Annotated in this window: 15 protein-coding genes, 1 rRNA gene and 1 pseudogene; 9 read left to right on the top strand and 8 right to left on the bottom strand. The window is 38.6% G+C overall.

Going from position 1 to position 15,237, the window contains the following annotated elements:
- Nucleotide 1 precedes the first annotated feature (1 nt).
- The gene (locus tag J536_RS19625) at nucleotides 2-421 is read left to right on the top strand and encodes a F0F1 ATP synthase subunit epsilon (protein WP_002114076.1); all 420 of its coding nucleotides are present in this window, start codon (nucleotides 2-4) and stop codon (nucleotides 419-421) included.
- A 58-nt stretch (nucleotides 422-479) separates the two neighbouring features.
- On the opposite strand, the gene J536_RS19620 is transcribed toward J536_RS19625, so the two are convergent.
- The 4 genes from J536_RS19620 to J536_RS19605 form a co-directional block, all read right to left on the bottom strand.
- A complete protein-coding gene (locus J536_RS19620; RefSeq protein ID WP_005804755.1) occupies nucleotides 480-1,076 on the bottom strand; it encodes a hypothetical protein in 597 nt (198 codons plus the stop codon).
- Nucleotides 1,077-1,217: 141 nt separating this feature from the next.
- Nucleotides 1,218-1,763, bottom strand: coding sequence for a glutathione peroxidase (locus J536_RS19615; protein WP_005072014.1), 546 nt, complete (start codon nucleotides 1,761-1,763; stop codon nucleotides 1,218-1,220).
- Nucleotides 1,764-1,883: 120 nt separating this feature from the next.
- On the bottom strand, nucleotides 1,884-2,648 hold the full coding sequence (locus J536_RS19610) for an AraC family transcriptional regulator (protein ID WP_032063704.1): 765 nt from the start codon (nucleotides 2,646-2,648) through the stop codon (nucleotides 1,884-1,886).
- A gap of 21 nt (nucleotides 2,649-2,669) precedes the next feature.
- Entirely contained in the window at nucleotides 2,670-3,884 is a 1,215-nt protein-coding gene (locus tag J536_RS19605; RefSeq protein ID WP_032063703.1) for an MFS transporter, read from the bottom strand.
- Nucleotides 3,885-4,019: 135 nt separating this feature from the next.
- Here J536_RS19605 and J536_RS19600 point away from each other — a divergent pair, with 135 nt between their 5' ends.
- Together J536_RS19600 and J536_RS19595 are read left to right on the top strand one after the other, a co-directional pair.
- Nucleotides 4,020-4,673, top strand: coding sequence for a TetR/AcrR family transcriptional regulator (locus J536_RS19600; RefSeq protein ID WP_081035512.1), 654 nt, complete (start codon nucleotides 4,020-4,022; stop codon nucleotides 4,671-4,673).
- Between the two features lie 104 nt (nucleotides 4,674-4,777).
- On the top strand, nucleotides 4,778-5,698 hold the full coding sequence (locus J536_RS19595) for a DMT family transporter (RefSeq protein WP_079380978.1): 921 nt from the start codon (nucleotides 4,778-4,780) through the stop codon (nucleotides 5,696-5,698).
- Nucleotides 5,699-6,089: 391 nt separating this feature from the next.
- Here J536_RS19595 and J536_RS19590 read toward each other — a convergent pair whose 3' ends face one another.
- The 3 genes from J536_RS19590 to J536_RS19580 are packed head-to-tail and all read right to left on the bottom strand — an operon-like array spanning nucleotide 6,090 to nucleotide 9,019.
- Nucleotides 6,090-6,659 (bottom strand): L-threonylcarbamoyladenylate synthase, encoded by a 570-nt coding sequence (locus J536_RS19590; RefSeq protein ID WP_005804750.1) that lies wholly within the window; start codon nucleotides 6,657-6,659, stop codon nucleotides 6,090-6,092.
- 51 nt (nucleotides 6,660-6,710) lie between these two features.
- The gene (gene dprA / locus J536_RS19585) at nucleotides 6,711-7,844 is read right to left on the bottom strand and encodes a DNA-processing protein DprA (protein ID WP_032063701.1); all 1,134 of its coding nucleotides are present in this window, start codon (nucleotides 7,842-7,844) and stop codon (nucleotides 6,711-6,713) included.
- Between the two features lie 20 nt (nucleotides 7,845-7,864).
- Nucleotides 7,865-9,019 carry a LysM peptidoglycan-binding domain-containing protein gene (locus tag J536_RS19580; RefSeq protein WP_032063700.1) on the bottom strand — a complete coding sequence of 385 codons (1,155 nt, stop codon included), beginning with the start codon at nucleotides 9,017-9,019 and terminating at the stop codon, nucleotides 7,865-7,867.
- Between the two features lie 122 nt (nucleotides 9,020-9,141).
- Here J536_RS19580 and def point away from each other — a divergent pair, with 122 nt between their 5' ends.
- From def to J536_RS19560, 4 genes are all read left to right on the top strand, one after another.
- Nucleotides 9,142-9,672: a peptide deformylase gene (def, locus tag J536_RS19575; protein WP_002114101.1), complete on the top strand. Its 531-nt coding sequence runs from the start codon at nucleotides 9,142-9,144 to the stop codon at nucleotides 9,670-9,672.
- A 43-nt stretch (nucleotides 9,673-9,715) separates the two neighbouring features.
- Nucleotides 9,716-10,141 carry a DUF2946 family protein gene (locus tag J536_RS19570; RefSeq protein WP_005804747.1) on the top strand — a complete coding sequence of 142 codons (426 nt, stop codon included), beginning with the start codon at nucleotides 9,716-9,718 and terminating at the stop codon, nucleotides 10,139-10,141.
- A 72-nt stretch (nucleotides 10,142-10,213) separates the two neighbouring features.
- Nucleotides 10,214-12,328: a TonB-dependent copper receptor gene (locus tag J536_RS19565; RefSeq protein ID WP_032063699.1), complete on the top strand. Its 2,115-nt coding sequence runs from the start codon at nucleotides 10,214-10,216 to the stop codon at nucleotides 12,326-12,328.
- Nucleotides 12,329-12,377: 49 nt separating this feature from the next.
- The gene (locus J536_RS19560) at nucleotides 12,378-12,584 is read left to right on the top strand and encodes a hypothetical protein (RefSeq protein WP_017387367.1); all 207 of its coding nucleotides are present in this window, start codon (nucleotides 12,378-12,380) and stop codon (nucleotides 12,582-12,584) included.
- Between the two features lie 67 nt (nucleotides 12,585-12,651).
- Here J536_RS19560 and J536_RS19555 read toward each other — a convergent pair whose 3' ends face one another.
- Nucleotides 12,652-13,866, bottom strand: coding sequence for an oxygenase MpaB family protein (locus J536_RS19555; RefSeq protein WP_017482416.1), 1,215 nt, complete (start codon nucleotides 13,864-13,866; stop codon nucleotides 12,652-12,654).
- Nucleotides 13,867-13,952: 86 nt separating this feature from the next.
- Between J536_RS19555 and J536_RS19550 the strand changes: the two are divergent.
- Both J536_RS19550 and J536_RS0104700 read left to right on the top strand, forming a co-directional pair.
- A pseudogene (locus J536_RS19550) lies at nucleotides 13,953-14,523 on the top strand (TetR/AcrR family transcriptional regulator).
- 519 nt (nucleotides 14,524-15,042) lie between these two features.
- Nucleotides 15,043-15,237 (top strand): 16S ribosomal RNA (locus tag J536_RS0104700); the annotation flags it as partial.

Below are 15,237 nucleotides of genomic sequence, written 5' to 3'. Positions count from 1 at the left end.
CATGGCGACTATGCAATGTGATGTCGTAAGTGTTAAAGAGTCTATTTACTCTGGCGCAGTAACGATGTTAATCGCGAAAGGTGCTGGTGGTGAGCTTGGTATTTTGCCAGGACATGCTCCACTTGTAACCTTGCTTCAACCGGGCCCGATTCGTGTTCAGTTGGAAAATGGTACAGAAGAAATCGTCTATGTATCTGGCGGTGTTTTAGAAGTTCAACCTCATGTTGTAACGGTTCTTGCAGATACTGCAATCCGTGCAGACAACTTGGATGAAGCGGCAATTTTAGAAGCACGTAAAAATGCTGAACAATTGCTTGCAAACCAAAAGAGTGATTTGGACTCAGCTGCTGCGTTGGCTGCCTTGGCAGAAACAGCTGCACAGCTTGAAACTATCCGTAAAATCAAAAACCGCGCACTATAATTGCCGGTTTGAGATTGAAAAAGCCACCGTAAGGTGGCTTTTTTTATACGTTGTTTTTTTAAGATTCAGTTTTTGAATCTGACTTTTCATCTCCTGCCATAATCATGGCAGCAAGCTTCACCATATCCATTTGAATGGTATTAAGCTGTTTTTCAATTTGGTCAAAATTGATTTGATCTAATTTCCCATTGAGTAATGGCATGCTAAGAGCTTGTTGGTTGGCATGTAATAAACTTTGGCGAATATTCTCAATTTCCTGACTTTTGATATCTAAAGTCAAAAGTGCTTGATTTAAACCTTCTAGTTGCTGTTTTAACGTAGTGACAGTAGTTTTTAGTTCATTCTGATTCTTATCTTGGATGGCTTGTTCAACATCAAGCTGAGTATCTTTAAGCTGTTCAACATAGTCACCAGCTTTAAGCTGTAAATTAGCAGCGTCGCGGACCATATAAAAAATATTGCCGCTTTTAAGTTCGGCTTTGTTGGGTGCAATTTCTGACTCTTGTTGTTCAATGTTTTGGTCAGCTGCCTGTTCAGCTATTTCAGTTTTTTCTTGTTCGGTAGCATGGTCTTGTGCCTGATCACACCCGAGTAAAAGCATGCCTGAGGCAAAAATTACAAAAGGAAGAAATGCGCCCTGTAAAATTTTTTTCATAACTACAAACAACATCAAATAAAGCAAATGGATACTATAGGCATAAAATATGAAGAAAGATTGTATTTTTGCAAACGAACAACACTTTGAGGAGAGCATAAAAAAGAGCGTATAAAACGCCCTTTCTCATATTTTAAAATATTATTTTGCTAACTCTGCTTCAACTGCTTTAACGATTTGTTCATCGTCTGCTGTTAGGTTTGGAGCAAAGCGAGCTACGACTTCGCCATTTTTATTAATTAAAAACTTTTCGAAGTTCCATAAAACTTCTGGAGCAGGGTTGGTTGGAATACCTAAGCCTTCTAAACGCTCACGGAAAGGACCTTCACCAGTGCGTTCCGGCTGAGCCGCTGTCAAAGTTTGGTAAAGTGGGTGCTTATCTTCGCCGACTACAGAAACCTTAGAAAATAAAGGGAAATGAACATCATAATTTAATGAACAGAACTGTTGAATTTCTTCATCAGAACCTGGTTCTTGCTCTTTAAAGTTATTTGCTGGGAAACCTAAAATTTCAAGACCTTGGTCTTTTTTTGCTTGGTAAAGTTTTTCTAAGCCTTCGTATTGTGGAGTTAAACCACATTTAGAAGCAGTATTTACGATAAGTAGAACTTTACCTTTGTATTGTTCGAGGTCAACCGTTTCGCCTGAAATAGCTTTTACTGGAATGTGATATACAGATTGTGTCATGAGTCTTTCCTAAAGATTGTAATTGATATCAAGTAACGCATTTGTTTTAACTGCTATTGAGGGGTAGTGCAATAATATTCGTGTTCAAAAAAGAAAAAGTTTTTAAAGATAAGCTGAATTCTAGTTATTTCTGATTTGGATAGGTGTTTGCCCAGTGTAACGTTTAAAAAACTCAATAAAACTTGAGCTATGTTGATAACCTAAATCGTATGCTAAACGCTTGATAGGCGTCCCTTGGCGAATCTGATGAATGGCATAAACAATTTTGGCCCGATTTCTCCATTCGGACAACGAAAGCTGAAGCTCTTGTTGACTCAAACGTAATAAGTGACGATCACTGACCGAAAAGTTTTGTAGCAACTGCTGTAAAGACTGATCAAAAAGTAATGGATCTGAAAGTTTTTCTAAAATAGGCAATAAAACAGGATGTCGTGTTTGCGGTAAATAATGCGAATATGCAGGAGCTTGTTTAAGTTGATCGAATAGAACTTGTAAAAGATGTTCTAAGTATTCAGATTGTCCAGTTTGTTTTTGCTGCTCTAGAATTTGTAAAACTAAGGTTCGAAAGAAAGGTTGGATACTAAAACATTTACAGATATCACCTAAAATAGAACAGAGGCGAGGGTGTAGTCGAATACAGATATAGTGAATTTCATGGTCAATATGAGTAGATTGATGAACAGTTTGAGGTGGAATCCAAAGACCATAGCTAGGTGGAGAAAGATATAGCTGTTCTTCAATCTCCATTTCTAATATGCCATTTAAACTGAAATTAAAATCTCCCCAAAGAGATGCATGAGGACGAACAATATCTTCTTTTTGGTATAGAAATTCATGAACTTCTATACTGTTTAATAATGAAAATTGTTGGTCCTCATTGTTCATCTATATGCTCTGACTCATATTTTAATTTTCACAAGTAGCTTTAGGATTATTTAAACCTTTCGCCAAGGTAAATGTACTCAGTAATGCTAGGACAACGAAGCTTAATACTCCATAAATTAAAGTATTTTCATTGAAATGATCAACCACATATCCCCCTAATAATGAACCTGTCGCAATCATCACCTGAAACATACCTACAAAAAGCGGCATACCTTTTTCAACAGCATGTGGTGCGTGGACAAACATCCAGATATTTGCTGAGGTAGGGAAAGCGCCAAATGCAAATCCCCATAACGCGGTTAAGACAATAGCACCAAACTCATGAACGGCAAAAAGAGGAAATCCAAAAAATACGATTGCAAAGCATGTACCCACAAAAGCTAATGTATAACGGACATTTAGATTGCCACTATATCCGGCAAAAGCATTCCCGAAAATACCTGCAATTCCATAGAGCAATAATAATGAACTAATGGTTGTCCCGTTAAAACCGGCAACATTTTTAAAGAAAGGTGCTAAATAGCTATAGGCACAAAAATGAGCGAGTCCGATCAATAAAACAATCAACATGCCACTACGTGCTTTAGGAGTGCGTAATAGTGCTGGCAAATCTTTCATATGAATTGCCGAGTCTGGTACAAGTTTAGGTAAAAAGATTAATTGTAAGATTAAAACAACTAAGCCAATGCCTGCTGTAATTCCAAAAGCACTCCCCCAGCCATAAAACTCGCTTAACCAAGTTCCAATCGGTACACCTAGAACTGTAGCAAAAGTCACACCTGCCATCACGACCGCAGTTGCTTTAGCAATAGGAAGGTGTGAGGGAGCTAATTTTCCACTTAGAGCAATGGCGGTCGCCCAGAAACCACCAATTGAAATACCTAAAATTAAGCGGCTTAACAATAAAATATGAAAGTTTTCAGCAAATGCGGTAATGGTATTGGCAATAACCATAATAGCTGTCAGCAAGATAAGTACATAACGCCGATCAAGTTGTTTTACAGATACAGGCAATAGAGGGGCTGCAATTGCTGCCATAATACCGGGTACCGTAATAATCAGACCTGCTGTACCTACAGAAATATTTAAATCTGTTGCGACACTATTTAAAACACCAACGGGTAAAAATTCACTTGTAACTAAGGCAAATGCTGCGATAGAAACGGCCAAAATGGCAAACCAGCTTCCTTGAGTGGAGGTCGTGGGTCGCGCTTTAGAGATAGACGATTGGTCCATAGGAAATCCTTACTTGGCTAAATTTGGAGTAAAGAAAGACAATTTATTAATTAACTAACGATCATTATGAAAATAAAATAGTTGATAAAAAATCGAACGTCAATTAATTTAATAACGATTGTTATAAAAATAGATGTGATCTTTATGACAAATAGGCATGAAACGAATTTAGCTGCTGCAGAAGATGCGCTGAAAAAAAAGCGCGGACGTCCTAAATGCTTTGATGAACAAGAGGTTCTGCAAAAAGCAATGTTGCTCTTTTGGGAGCATGGCTATGAAGCAACGTCTATTAGTGATTTAACGCAAGCTTTGGAAATTACAGCACCAAGCCTATACAGTGCCTTTGGTGATAAGGCGGGGCTGTTTTACAAAAGTGTTGATTATTATTTAGCTCATGAAGGATGTCCGATTGACACTATATTTGTAGAAGCAAAAACTGCAAAAATTGCTGTTGAGTTATATCTTTATGACATTGTTAAAAGATTGGTTCAGCCCAATAAGCCAGCAGGTTGTATGGTGGTCGTTGCGGCTATGAATTGCTCTGATGCCACTCAAGATGTACAGCAAAATCTATTAGATAAGCGCATAAAGACAAAAGAAAAATTATTAAAACGTCTTCAGCAAGGGGTAGAGCAAGGGGATTTATCTTCTCATGCACCTTTACAGGAAATGACTGATTTTTATACCACTGTCATTCAAGGCCTTACCATTCAAGCAAGAGACGGTGCGAGTAGCGAGCAATTACATAAAGTGGTAGGTCATGCCGTGAAAGCTTGGACATTATTCTAAAAAGGATAATGTCCTAAGTTCGATATCAATGTCGGAAATACGATATTTCAATTTATTAAGACATTCTTCAAAATAAAACCATCTTTTGTAGATGGTGTATTGCTATGAGTCAGGTCATGAAATATCACAAATGGGCGTTTATTTTTCCCATTTTGGCAGTATTGATTTGGTCTTTAAATATTGTAGTCACCCGCTATGTCTCGGATTATATCTCTCCGGTAAGTATTAGTTTTTATCGGTGGTTAATCGCTTTTATTATTTTGACTCCATTTATGTTTATGTCTGTGTGGAGACAAAGACGACTAGTCATACCCTATTTACCTAAGCTTGCTGTGTTAAGTGCATTTGGGATGGTGCTTTATCAAGGCTTAGCTTATACGGCTGCCCATTATACCAGTGCAACCAATATGGGAATTGTGAATGCATTTATTCCCATCTTTACGATCTTTGTTTCGCTTGCCATTTTAAAAGATGTGCCTAATCGCTTTGCAGTTTTTGGCAGTATTCTATCTTTTGCAGGTTTGTTATATGTCATGTCCCAAGGAAATATTAATAAGCTTTTAAGTGGTGGCGGACACCTTGGTGATGCTTTGATGATTATTGCCGTATTCTTCTATGCATTTTATGGAGTATTCCTTAAAAAATGGCAGTTGCCACTACCAATTATGACAAGCTTATACGTTCAGATTGGATTTTCTGTCATATTTCATATTCCTTTAATTCTCTGGTTTGGACTTGATGCTTTAAATGTACAAAATGCACCAAGTGCTATTTATGCAGGTGTATTTGCTTCACTTATTGCGCCTTTAGTTTGGATGTTAGCTGTTCAACAACTCGGTCCTAATAGAACAAGTATTTTTATGAACTTGGTGCCTGTCTTTACAGCAGTTATTGCAAGCGTCTGGTTGTCTGAGCAGTGGACCATTTATCATACGTTAGGTGGGATTGTTATTTTAATTGGTATCATTATGGCTCAGAAGAAGGTGAGTCCTAAAAAGAGCGAATTAATGCAAGAACAAAACTAAAGTTGCTAAAAAAACTATGGCATATTTTGAAAAAACTCATAAAAATATGCCAATTTTTTCTTAGTTAAAGTTTTTCTATATGATTTATAAATAGTTTATAGAAATAGGTTGTAATATAAATATTAAAAAAGCCGAGTAAAAATATTAATATAATTTTAATTTATAGGCAAAAAACCGCAAATTCCCTACACTTTTCATGCTTTTTTTAGAGAAATAATATATTTCTCTCATTGAATCTCTTACCACATAATAGCGGCCACTACGAAAGGCGCTCTTTTCTTTGTAAATTACCTTTTGTTCCACAGATATCCAAACCCTCTGGATGTGGTATATACCCATCCTTTTTTATGCTCAGTTATCCCTATATAACTGAGCTTTTTTTTGTTTGAAATTAGGCGCGAATAATCTCTCTGGTAAGAGCGTTAATGATTCGGCTTGGTTGTTGGCTCTGGCCTAAGTCACCATTCAGATAGTTTAATTGTGAACCAAAGTATTGGCAGGCATCCTGTAGTGAGTGTGCAGGTTCTTGTCCACTTGGGTTCGCACTAGTCGAGACAATAAAGCCATGAAAAGCATTGCATAATGCCACACATAAAGGATGTGTAGTGACTCGAACAGCGACAAGAGGATGCTCACCTTTAATCCATGAAGGAATATGTTCACCAGCAGGTAATAGCCAAGTTGTTGCTCTTTCTGAAGGTTGATGATTAGTCCAACAATCAATAATTTCTTGTTGAGTTGTTTGAGGTAGAGAAGTTAGTAGGTGCTCAACTTGGTTAATATGACCTGCTAATAAAATTACACCCTTTTCAATAGGCCTTTGCTTTAGTTCAAGAATCTTTTGAAAAGCTTGCTCATTAAAAGGGTCGCAACCTAGCCCCCAAACTGCCTCAGTTGGATATGCCAAAACTTGACCTTGTTGTAAACATTGGGCTGCTTCGGTAACTGAGGTGGTAATCATGGTAATACTCTTCCTTTCAATCAGACAGAATTGCTATTGTGCGCTCCAATACTAAGAACGACAACGTAAATACAATCCTGATTGTTGCATACATAAACCAAGTAGTTCTAGTTCCATCAGTGAAGAGGTGAGTTCTGCAACAGGCTGAGAGTGATGTAAAACAAGCTGATCAATATTTTGTCCGACCCAGTCTAAAGATTGATAAAGGTTAATTAAATGCTCAGGAATTTCTGGAGTACTAGAAACTACAGCCTCCTCGGTGGAGTTCTGTTGCTGACTTTGCCACTGAGTGGGTAAAGCAAGGTCTTCAATAATTTGTTCAGGATGATCGACTAAAATTGCTCCCTCACGAATAAGTTGATGGCAACCTTGATGAAACTCACTGTAAATATGACCAGGAATGGCAAATACAGTTTTACCTTGTTCGGCAGCTTTGTTCGCAGTGATGAGAGAACCACTTTTTAATGTAGCTTCTACCACTAACACGCCTAAACTCAAACCGCTGACAATTCGGTTTCTACGTGGGAAATGTTGTTGTAATGGAGGTGTTCCAGGCAAAAACTCAGTAATGATGGCGCCGTTTTGAGCCAAAATATGTTCTGCAAGTTTTTTATTTTGAGCAGGGTAGGTACTGTCTAAACCTGTTCCTGTCACAGCAATCGTACGTTGATGTGCTGATGCTCCTTGGTGAGCAGCTTCATCAATGCCATATGCTAAGCCACTACTCACATAAAAACCTTTTTCACTTAAATAATAGGCAAAATCATAAGCAACTTGGCGACCATGCGGGCTTGGTTTTCGACTGCCGACAATCGCAATTTGCGGTTGCAATAAAGCTTGAGCTTGGCCTTTTCCAAAAATTATAGGTGGATGGTCTGTATAAGGTAATAACTGAGTGGGATAGCCTGAGTCATCTTTCGTTAAAATAAAGTCAGTATGTTGATGGATCTGTTGAATTAGTTTTTCAAACTGAGCTAGACCTTGAGCGGTTTGAAACTCAGCTACGCGTTTTAAATGATTAGCATGTAACCCGAGATTGCGCCATTGAGATAATCCAGCAGGTTGGAGCGCCTTTTCACAGCTACCAAAATAATCGACAATCTTTTTAAAGCTGACTAAAGAGTGTTGCACCAAATACCACACTTTAAGCGTGTGGTAATGGTGTGAAGAAAGTTGAGTAAGCATTGTAAAAGGTACATCCAGCATTAATCATTATAGCGGGGTGGCTGAATGCTTGAACCAACTTTAACTGGTAAATCGCTTTCTAATACGTAGGCATAACTCAACTGATCAAAAGTTCTAAAGACCATCAGACTACCAATTTGTTGTCCTGGTAACTGTATTGGTTCTTTGGTTTTAGGATCTCGAATGGTTTCACCTTGTTGCGTAATATCAAAAACTTGTCCTACTTGAATACCTTGTGCCATACCTCGATCTAAAGTCACTACACTATTTTTGGCAGCAGTACCAATTGATCCCATTACACGAATAATTTTGCCGCCATCGGTCACCTGAGTGGCATCTACTGGATAAAATAAAGTAGGCAATGTTGCTTCTTCTTCTGGCATTACCCGATCACCACGACGTACTTCAGAATTGTAGCTATCAGTTAACTCAAGCGTGGTAATGTCTTTTTCAGAAGAGATCGCGATCCCTGAGGCAACTTGTTGTAACTCAATACCTAGACTGTGTTTTTTGCCTTTATTATCTGTGAAATAATAAGGTTCACCTTCACGATAAACTGCATAACGTTGACCATCAATTAAACCTTGTCCGCGCGCATAAATAGTCTGGCCTTTTGCCGCCAGTACACGTTGATCGGCAGTACCGACTACATAAGGAGTGTGTTGAATTGCATCGATAGGTAGAATAGTGCTGTGTTCTAACCACTGTTTGATATGTTCAAGAGGAATAACAGGTACGTTATTGTTAAGTGACTCCACACGAACTTGAGGTTGTAAATTTGTCATTTGACCTGTGTAACGGCGAATAATGCCGACACAGCCATCTCCCTCATCTTTACCGATCAATGGGCGGCCATCTAAACTACACAGCAGTAATCGATCACCAGGATAAATCCAGTGTGGATTTTTGACATGCTGATTGTTTGCCCAAATTTCAGGCCAGCGCCAAGGTTTACTCAGAAAATGACCGGAAATATCCCATAGCGTATCTCCTCGTTTTACAACGTAGACATGTGGTGCATTACTTTTAAGAGAGGGTGGATTATGGTTCGGACTAGCAGCATAAGTCTCTGCTACCGTACTGAATGCAACCCCTGTAAAAAGTGCCAAAGCAAGTAAATGCTTTTTTATCCCCAAAGCATGAAATTGAACCATGCCGTCAAAAACCTTTTTCATTATGATAATTCCTAAAAATTATGCGTGCAGATGCGTTATAATAGGCGGCTAACACACAATTTTTCGATGAAGTATTTCCTTCATTTGGTTTTTCAATCAATGGCATAAGTGAGGACGTCAGTATGGCCTTATTACCTATTTTAAGTTTTCCTGATCCCCGTCTTCGTACCATTGCTAAGCCTGTTGAAGAAGTTACTGATGAAATTCGTCAACTTGCAGCAGATATGCTTGAAACCATGTATGCGGCACCGGGTATTGGTTTAGCAGCTTCTCAGGTCGATCGTCATATTCAGCTTATCGTCATAGATTTGTCTGAATCTAAAGATGACCCTATGGTTTTCATTAACCCCAAAATAACTCCACTGACAGAAGATAAGCAGCAGTACGAAGAAGGCTGCCTATCGGTGCCACAAATATACGACAAAGTTGAGCGCCCGTCACGTGTGAAAATTGAGGCAATTAACCTTGAAGGTCAAGCATTTGAGTTAGAAGCTGATGGACTTCTCGCTGTTTGTATCCAACATGAAATGGATCACTTAAATGGCAAATTATTTGTGGATTATTTGTCGCCACTTAAACGTCAGCGTGCTCGAGAAAAAGTCGAAAAAGTTGTTCGTCAACGTGAGCGCGAAAAAGTTGCAGTAAAACGTTAAAAATTTCTATTCTTGAAACATTAATGTAGTGTGGATGTGATTTTTGGTTTTTCGTAGTGGCTTACTGCTTGCATGTGCAGCAGTATTTTTACAGGTTGCGGTATTTCTACAGCCGCTATTACCGAAGCAGTATCAAATTGCTCCGGTCTGTGAAACTATTACCCTCGCTTTGCTTAAACCTAAAGCACAAATGGAAACCATGTCACATGCCATGCATTCACATCATGAACATCCTGTTGAACAGGCTCAAGCCTCTGAGCAACATGATCATCATGATGCAAATCACCAGTGTCAATATTGTACCGTCTATGCCAATCTGGTTTTGCCACCTGAATTTGGCGTAAAAGAAGTTTTAGTCCGCATACAAGTCCGCTTAGTCGCTTATCAACAAGCATTTAGACATGTCTACTTTGCACTACAGCGACTTTTTTTACTCCCGCAAGGGCGTGCACCACCTCTATTTGCATAAATAAAAGCAATTTTTTGTTGGGGTCTTAACTGACTTCGATATCACTTTATTTATGTTTTAGAGCGTATAAAAATGCCACATTCTAAATTTTTACTACAACCTTTATGGGTTGCGATGTTTGCTGTCTCTCATTCGGGGCTAGTTTTTGCTAATTCAGAAAAAAATGATGCCGATACTAAAGCGCTTCACTCATTAGCACCTATTGTTGTTACAGCACAACAAGGCAACGATGCAAATGGCTTGATTGTACATGCAGACCCGAAACAGCCCATTCAGCCAGTGCCTGCTACAGATGGTGCAGACTACCTACAAAGTATTATGGGTTTTAACTCAATACAAAGCGGTGGAACCAATGGTGATGTGACCTTCCGAGGCATGTTTGGTTCACGCATCAAAATTCTAACTGATGGAACTGAAAATTTAGGTGCATGCCCAAACCGTATGGATGCACCGACTTCCTACATTTCACCAGAAAGTTATGATCGTATTTCTGTGATTAAAGGCCCGCAAACAGTTCAATATGCCAATACAGGTTCTGCTGCAACAGTCCTTTTTGAGCGTCAGCCTGAACAGCTCACCACAGAAAAACCTTATCGGGGTCAAGCGAGTGTCTTGCTAGGTTCATTTGGACGTATTGATCATAATGTTGAAGCGGCAATTGGCGATGAGAAAAAATATATCCGTTTAAATGCCAACCGTTCAGAGTCGAATAGTTATCAAGATGGTGATGGAAATACCGTGCCGTCAGCATGGAAAAAGTGGAATGCTGATGTAGCGCTTGGCTTTACTCCAGATGAAAACACGTGGGTCGAAATCACGGGTGGGAAATCTGATGGTGAATCGCTTTATGCTGGACGTTCAATGGATGGTTCTCAGTTTGCGCGTGAAAGTTTAGGGCTTCGTTTTGAAAAGAAAAATATCACTGATGTGATCAAGAAAATTGAAGGGCAGGTGAACTATAGCTATAACGACCATATTATGGATAACTTTAGCTTGCGTACACCACCATTAGTTGAAATGAATCATGGTGGTATGACCATGCTGATGCCAAATGCAATGGCCATGCAAGTGACACGCCGTACATTAAACTCACGTTTGGCAATGACTTCTGAATGGAACAAATGGAGTTTGATCACAGGCGTTGACTCTCAATTTAATAAACATGGCGGCAGTATGTCATCGCCAACAATGCCTTCTATGAATGTTCCATATCGTCAAGATATGCGTTTTCAATCATATGGTGCTTTTGGCGAACTCGGCTATCAATGGAACGACTTCAACAAAATGGTTGCAGGTGCACGTTTAGATCGAGTCACGGTTAAAGATGAGCGTGCTGATTCTCAAGCAAAAGGCTTTAATACTAAACTTGAAAAGACTTTACCGAGTGCATTTGTTCGTTGGGAAAATCAACATCCTGAGCATGACCTAAAAAGCTATATTGGTTTAGGTTATGTAGAGCGTATGCCTGATTATTGGGAACTTTTCTCGCCTAAACATGGTAATGTGGGCTCAACCAATACTTTTAATGGTGTGAATCCTGAGAAAACATTACAGTTAGATCTGGGCTTTCAGCAACAACGTGGTCCTTTAAATACATGGGCTTCTGCTTATGCTGGTTTGGTTGATGACTACATTTTAATGAGTTATCACCATCACTCAAGTACTGGAATGGGTGGGCATGATATGAGCCATGATATTACTGCGGGTGCCAAGAATGTCGATGCAACCATTGCAGGTGCGGAAGCGGGTATTGGATACCAATTCACTGACCGTATTCAGGCAGATTTGAGTGCTATGTATGCATGGGGTAAAAACACCACAGATGACAAACCACTCTCTCAAATTTCACCTTTAGAAGGTCGCCTAAATATTCGCTATGTGGCTGATAAATATAATTTAGGATTATTATGGCGAGCGGTTGCTGAGCAAAACCGCGTGAGTCTACATCAGGGTAATATCGTGGGATATGACTTAAAACCAAGTAAAGGTTTTTCGACTCTTTCTCTAAACGGAAGTTACAACCTTCGTAAAGATATCGATGTCTCTGTTGGTATCGATAACGTATTAGATAAGACCTATACCGAACACTTAAACAAAGCGGGTAGTGCAGGCTTTGGATTTGCGAGCGAAGAGCAGTTTAACAATATCGGAAGAAATTACTGGGTTCGTATGAGCATGAAGTTTTAATAAGCCGTAGTGAATGAACTGAAAATATTAATTTAAAGAGAGAAATGAAATGACTAATAAATTATCACCTGAACAATCTTGGTGGGGATGGAAGTTACTTATTGTGGCTTCTATCTTGAGCTTATTGTTTATGATTGTATTTTACCTAGCAATCAACAATGAACCTGACTACATGCCAAGTCAGAAAAAGAAGCAGATGATGGAGTCACACGAGCAAATGAATCACGCTGAAATGCACAGTTCATCAGCTCAATAAGTTCCTTAATATTTGAAAATGGAAGTCTAGTTAACGGGCTTCCATTTTTGTTTTTAAGTTTTAAAAGTTATTGATGCATACTCGCTAAGGTTTTTGCCTTACCTTGATTCTGATAAAGCGTTAAGCCAAGTTTTTGTATATTACGGCCTGATTTAGATAAAAACTTTTCAACTTTTGGTGAAAGCTTTGCACCATTATAAAGTAGTGAATTACGCACAATTAGATAATAAGCAAACCATGAGGCAGACTGCTGAGGCAATCCGAGTAGTTTCATTCTCTTCTTGCCAATAAAAAATTGGGTAAGTTCTAAATGTTGTCGATAAGCAAGCTTCTGCTGCAAAGAACGTAAATGTAGATATTTTCTCTCAAAAGGCTCTTTGGATAAGCTTGATCCTAACTCAACACTGCTGTGATCGGAGCGAGGGTGAGCAAACTGCATCCAGTAAAGTAACCTCCAACCCTCAGATTCAGATTGAATAAGCCATTTTTCATCAATACCCATCAACCAGCCAACATAACGCCAAAAATGTAGAAAACTCTTGGCTTCTTGTTTGGTCGGCCATACACCCAAAGCTCTAATACCGAGTAAAACTACACTGCTAAAAGCCAAATTAGTCATTGCTAAATCAAATTGATTAAGTGGAATTCCCCAAACCTCACTATTCCAACGATCAGACTTTTTTAATTGTCGGCGAACGAGTGCATGAATAAAGCGAACATAAATCGTTGAAGTAAAACCTGCGCTTAAACGGACAAGTCCTTGAGGTTCAGTAATATCGACCCACCATTTTGTGGTTTCAGCTAAACGAGTACCCGCCTGTTTCTTTAATGCACCCGTTAAAATTAGCGGCTGATTAAATCCCGGATATAAATATCCCGCCATTAAGGATAGATCTCTAAGAATAAAACCATTATTTATTCCTAAACGATGAGTAAATTTAACAGCCTCATCAATTTGACGCTCATCTAACCATCCAGGCTTTTGTTCAATGTAATTAAAGAAATTTTCTAACTCGGTAGGTATAGGCTCAGATAGATTATCGCGGCCTTGAAATAATATCTTCTCAAAAATCATGCGGTGATCTTTGGGATTTTGCATAACCCAATCAATCACCTGATCCATTTCAATATCCCCTTCATAAAGAGCATGTTGTAAAGACATATATTCCGTATAGTTTGGTTGTACAGGTTTTTCACAACAGATATTTAAAAACTGAGTAAAAAAATTGCTGTCTTGCATGTCATTAAAAGAAGCAAGTCGAGTCGGGCTAATCATTTGCATATCGTTACTTACTTATTGAACTGAATAATAAATAGGCTAATATGAATAATTATTCGCATTCAATTCGCATTTAACGAATAAAAACGATGAGAAAAGCCCCACAGCAACAGCGTTCAAAAATTATTGTTGACCATATTTTAGAGGCGACACAGCAGTGTATCGCTCAGTATGGATTACTACATACGACGACGCCTAAAATTGCAGAGAAATCTGGAGTAAGTGTTGGGTCGATTTACCAATACTTTGAGAATAAAGATCAAATCATAGAAGAACTATTGCGCCGTAAAAGCGAATTGCTGGGGCTACAACTTAAAGAATTAGTTGTGCGACAAGGAAATATTCCTTTAGAGCTGCTCATTCCCTTAGCAATAGAGTTGGGATTTAATGCATTAAAAGCCGATCATGGATTTTTTATAGAAGTGCTGAAACACTGGCATGACTATAGTCATTCGCAAGCTGCTCAGATTTTAGAAAAGCATTTTTTTGAAGTAGGGCTATATACATTCAGTAGAAATCCTCATCAGTGGGACTTCGAACAGGTAAAGCATAAATCCTTTGTAATTATTAATAGTACGCTTTTTACGATGATGCGATATGTAAGCCAAAACAATTTTCTTATCTCAGAACAACAACTTAAACGCGAATTATCGAGCATGATACTGGCTTATTTAAGTCAAAAATAAAAAATTAAAATAATTATCAATATAAAACAATAGCTTAATTCGTGTGGTGGTTTAAAAGTAAACGCTCAAGTCATTAATTTTTAATTTTCGCTTGCAAAGGGGATGAGATGGTCTATAATGCACATCCATCGGCGGTGATGCAGATAGAAACTTGTTGAAAAACAGTTACTTGTGATTAAGTTGGTTGCTTTAAGTGATGAATTTGATGGTAAGTTGGTTTGAGAGATAAGTTTTAAAAATATCGAAATTACCTGTTGACTTTTAAGAGATTAAGAGTAATATAGCCGACCTAGCTTGCTGGTGACGAACCAGGAAGAAGATCATTAAGAGAATTGAAGAACAACTTGTGTGGATTTTTACTGATTGATTAATCGAAATAATTTTCATTGATTGATTGGTTTAAATTACTCGAAGTTTATTTGAGCGAAATTTAAGTCAGTAATTGATGAGCCAGAATTGGCACCTTGTCTTTAAATAAGGTGCAAAATGATTTTAACTGAAGAGTTTGATCATGGCTCAGATTGAACGCTGGCGGCAGGCTTAACACATGCAAGTCGAGCGGAGAGAGGTAGCTTGCTACTGATCTTAGCGGCGGACGGGTGAGTAATGCTTAGGAATCTGCCTATTAGTGGGGGACAACATTTCGAAAGGAATGCTAATACCGCATACGTCCTACGGGAGAAAGCAG

The organism is Acinetobacter sp. 809848, from assembly GCF_000581275.1.
Classification (GTDB): Bacteria; Pseudomonadota; Gammaproteobacteria; order Pseudomonadales; family Moraxellaceae; genus Acinetobacter; species Acinetobacter pittii.
Note: the sequence above shows the minus strand (reverse complement) of the source record. Positions and strands in the feature narration are given on the sequence as shown.

Excerpts from the sequence above, each read along its gene's own strand:
- J536_RS19580 (WP_032063700.1), bottom strand. The coding sequence starts at position 9,019 with ATGAAAAAGGTTTTTGACGGCATGGTTCAATTTCATGCTTTGGGGATA.
- J536_RS19625 (WP_002114076.1), top strand. The coding sequence starts at position 2 with ATGGCGACTATGCAATGTGATGTCGTAAGTGTTAAAGAGTCTATTTAC.
- J536_RS19555 (WP_017482416.1), bottom strand. The coding sequence starts at position 13,866 with ATGCAAATGATTAGCCCGACTCGACTTGCTTCTTTTAATGACATGCAA.
- J536_RS19590 (WP_005804750.1), bottom strand. The coding sequence starts at position 6,659 with ATGATTACCACCTCAGTTACCGAAGCAGCCCAATGTTTACAACAAGGT.
- dprA (WP_032063701.1), bottom strand. The coding sequence starts at position 7,844 with ATGCTTACTCAACTTTCTTCACACCATTACCACACGCTTAAAGTGTGG.
- J536_RS19610 (WP_032063704.1), bottom strand. The coding sequence starts at position 2,648 with ATGAACAATGAGGACCAACAATTTTCATTATTAAACAGTATAGAAGTT.
- J536_RS19565 (WP_032063699.1), top strand. The coding sequence starts at position 10,214 with ATGCCACATTCTAAATTTTTACTACAACCTTTATGGGTTGCGATGTTT.
- J536_RS19605 (WP_032063703.1), bottom strand. The coding sequence starts at position 3,884 with ATGGACCAATCGTCTATCTCTAAAGCGCGACCCACGACCTCCACTCAA.
- def (WP_002114101.1), top strand. The coding sequence starts at position 9,142 with ATGGCCTTATTACCTATTTTAAGTTTTCCTGATCCCCGTCTTCGTACC.
- J536_RS19595 (WP_079380978.1), top strand. The coding sequence starts at position 4,778 with ATGAGTCAGGTCATGAAATATCACAAATGGGCGTTTATTTTTCCCATT.
- J536_RS19620 (WP_005804755.1), bottom strand. The coding sequence starts at position 1,076 with ATGAAAAAAATTTTACAGGGCGCATTTCTTCCTTTTGTAATTTTTGCC.
- J536_RS19615 (WP_005072014.1), bottom strand. The coding sequence starts at position 1,763 with ATGACACAATCTGTATATCACATTCCAGTAAAAGCTATTTCAGGCGAA.
- J536_RS19560 (WP_017387367.1), top strand. The coding sequence starts at position 12,378 with ATGACTAATAAATTATCACCTGAACAATCTTGGTGGGGATGGAAGTTA.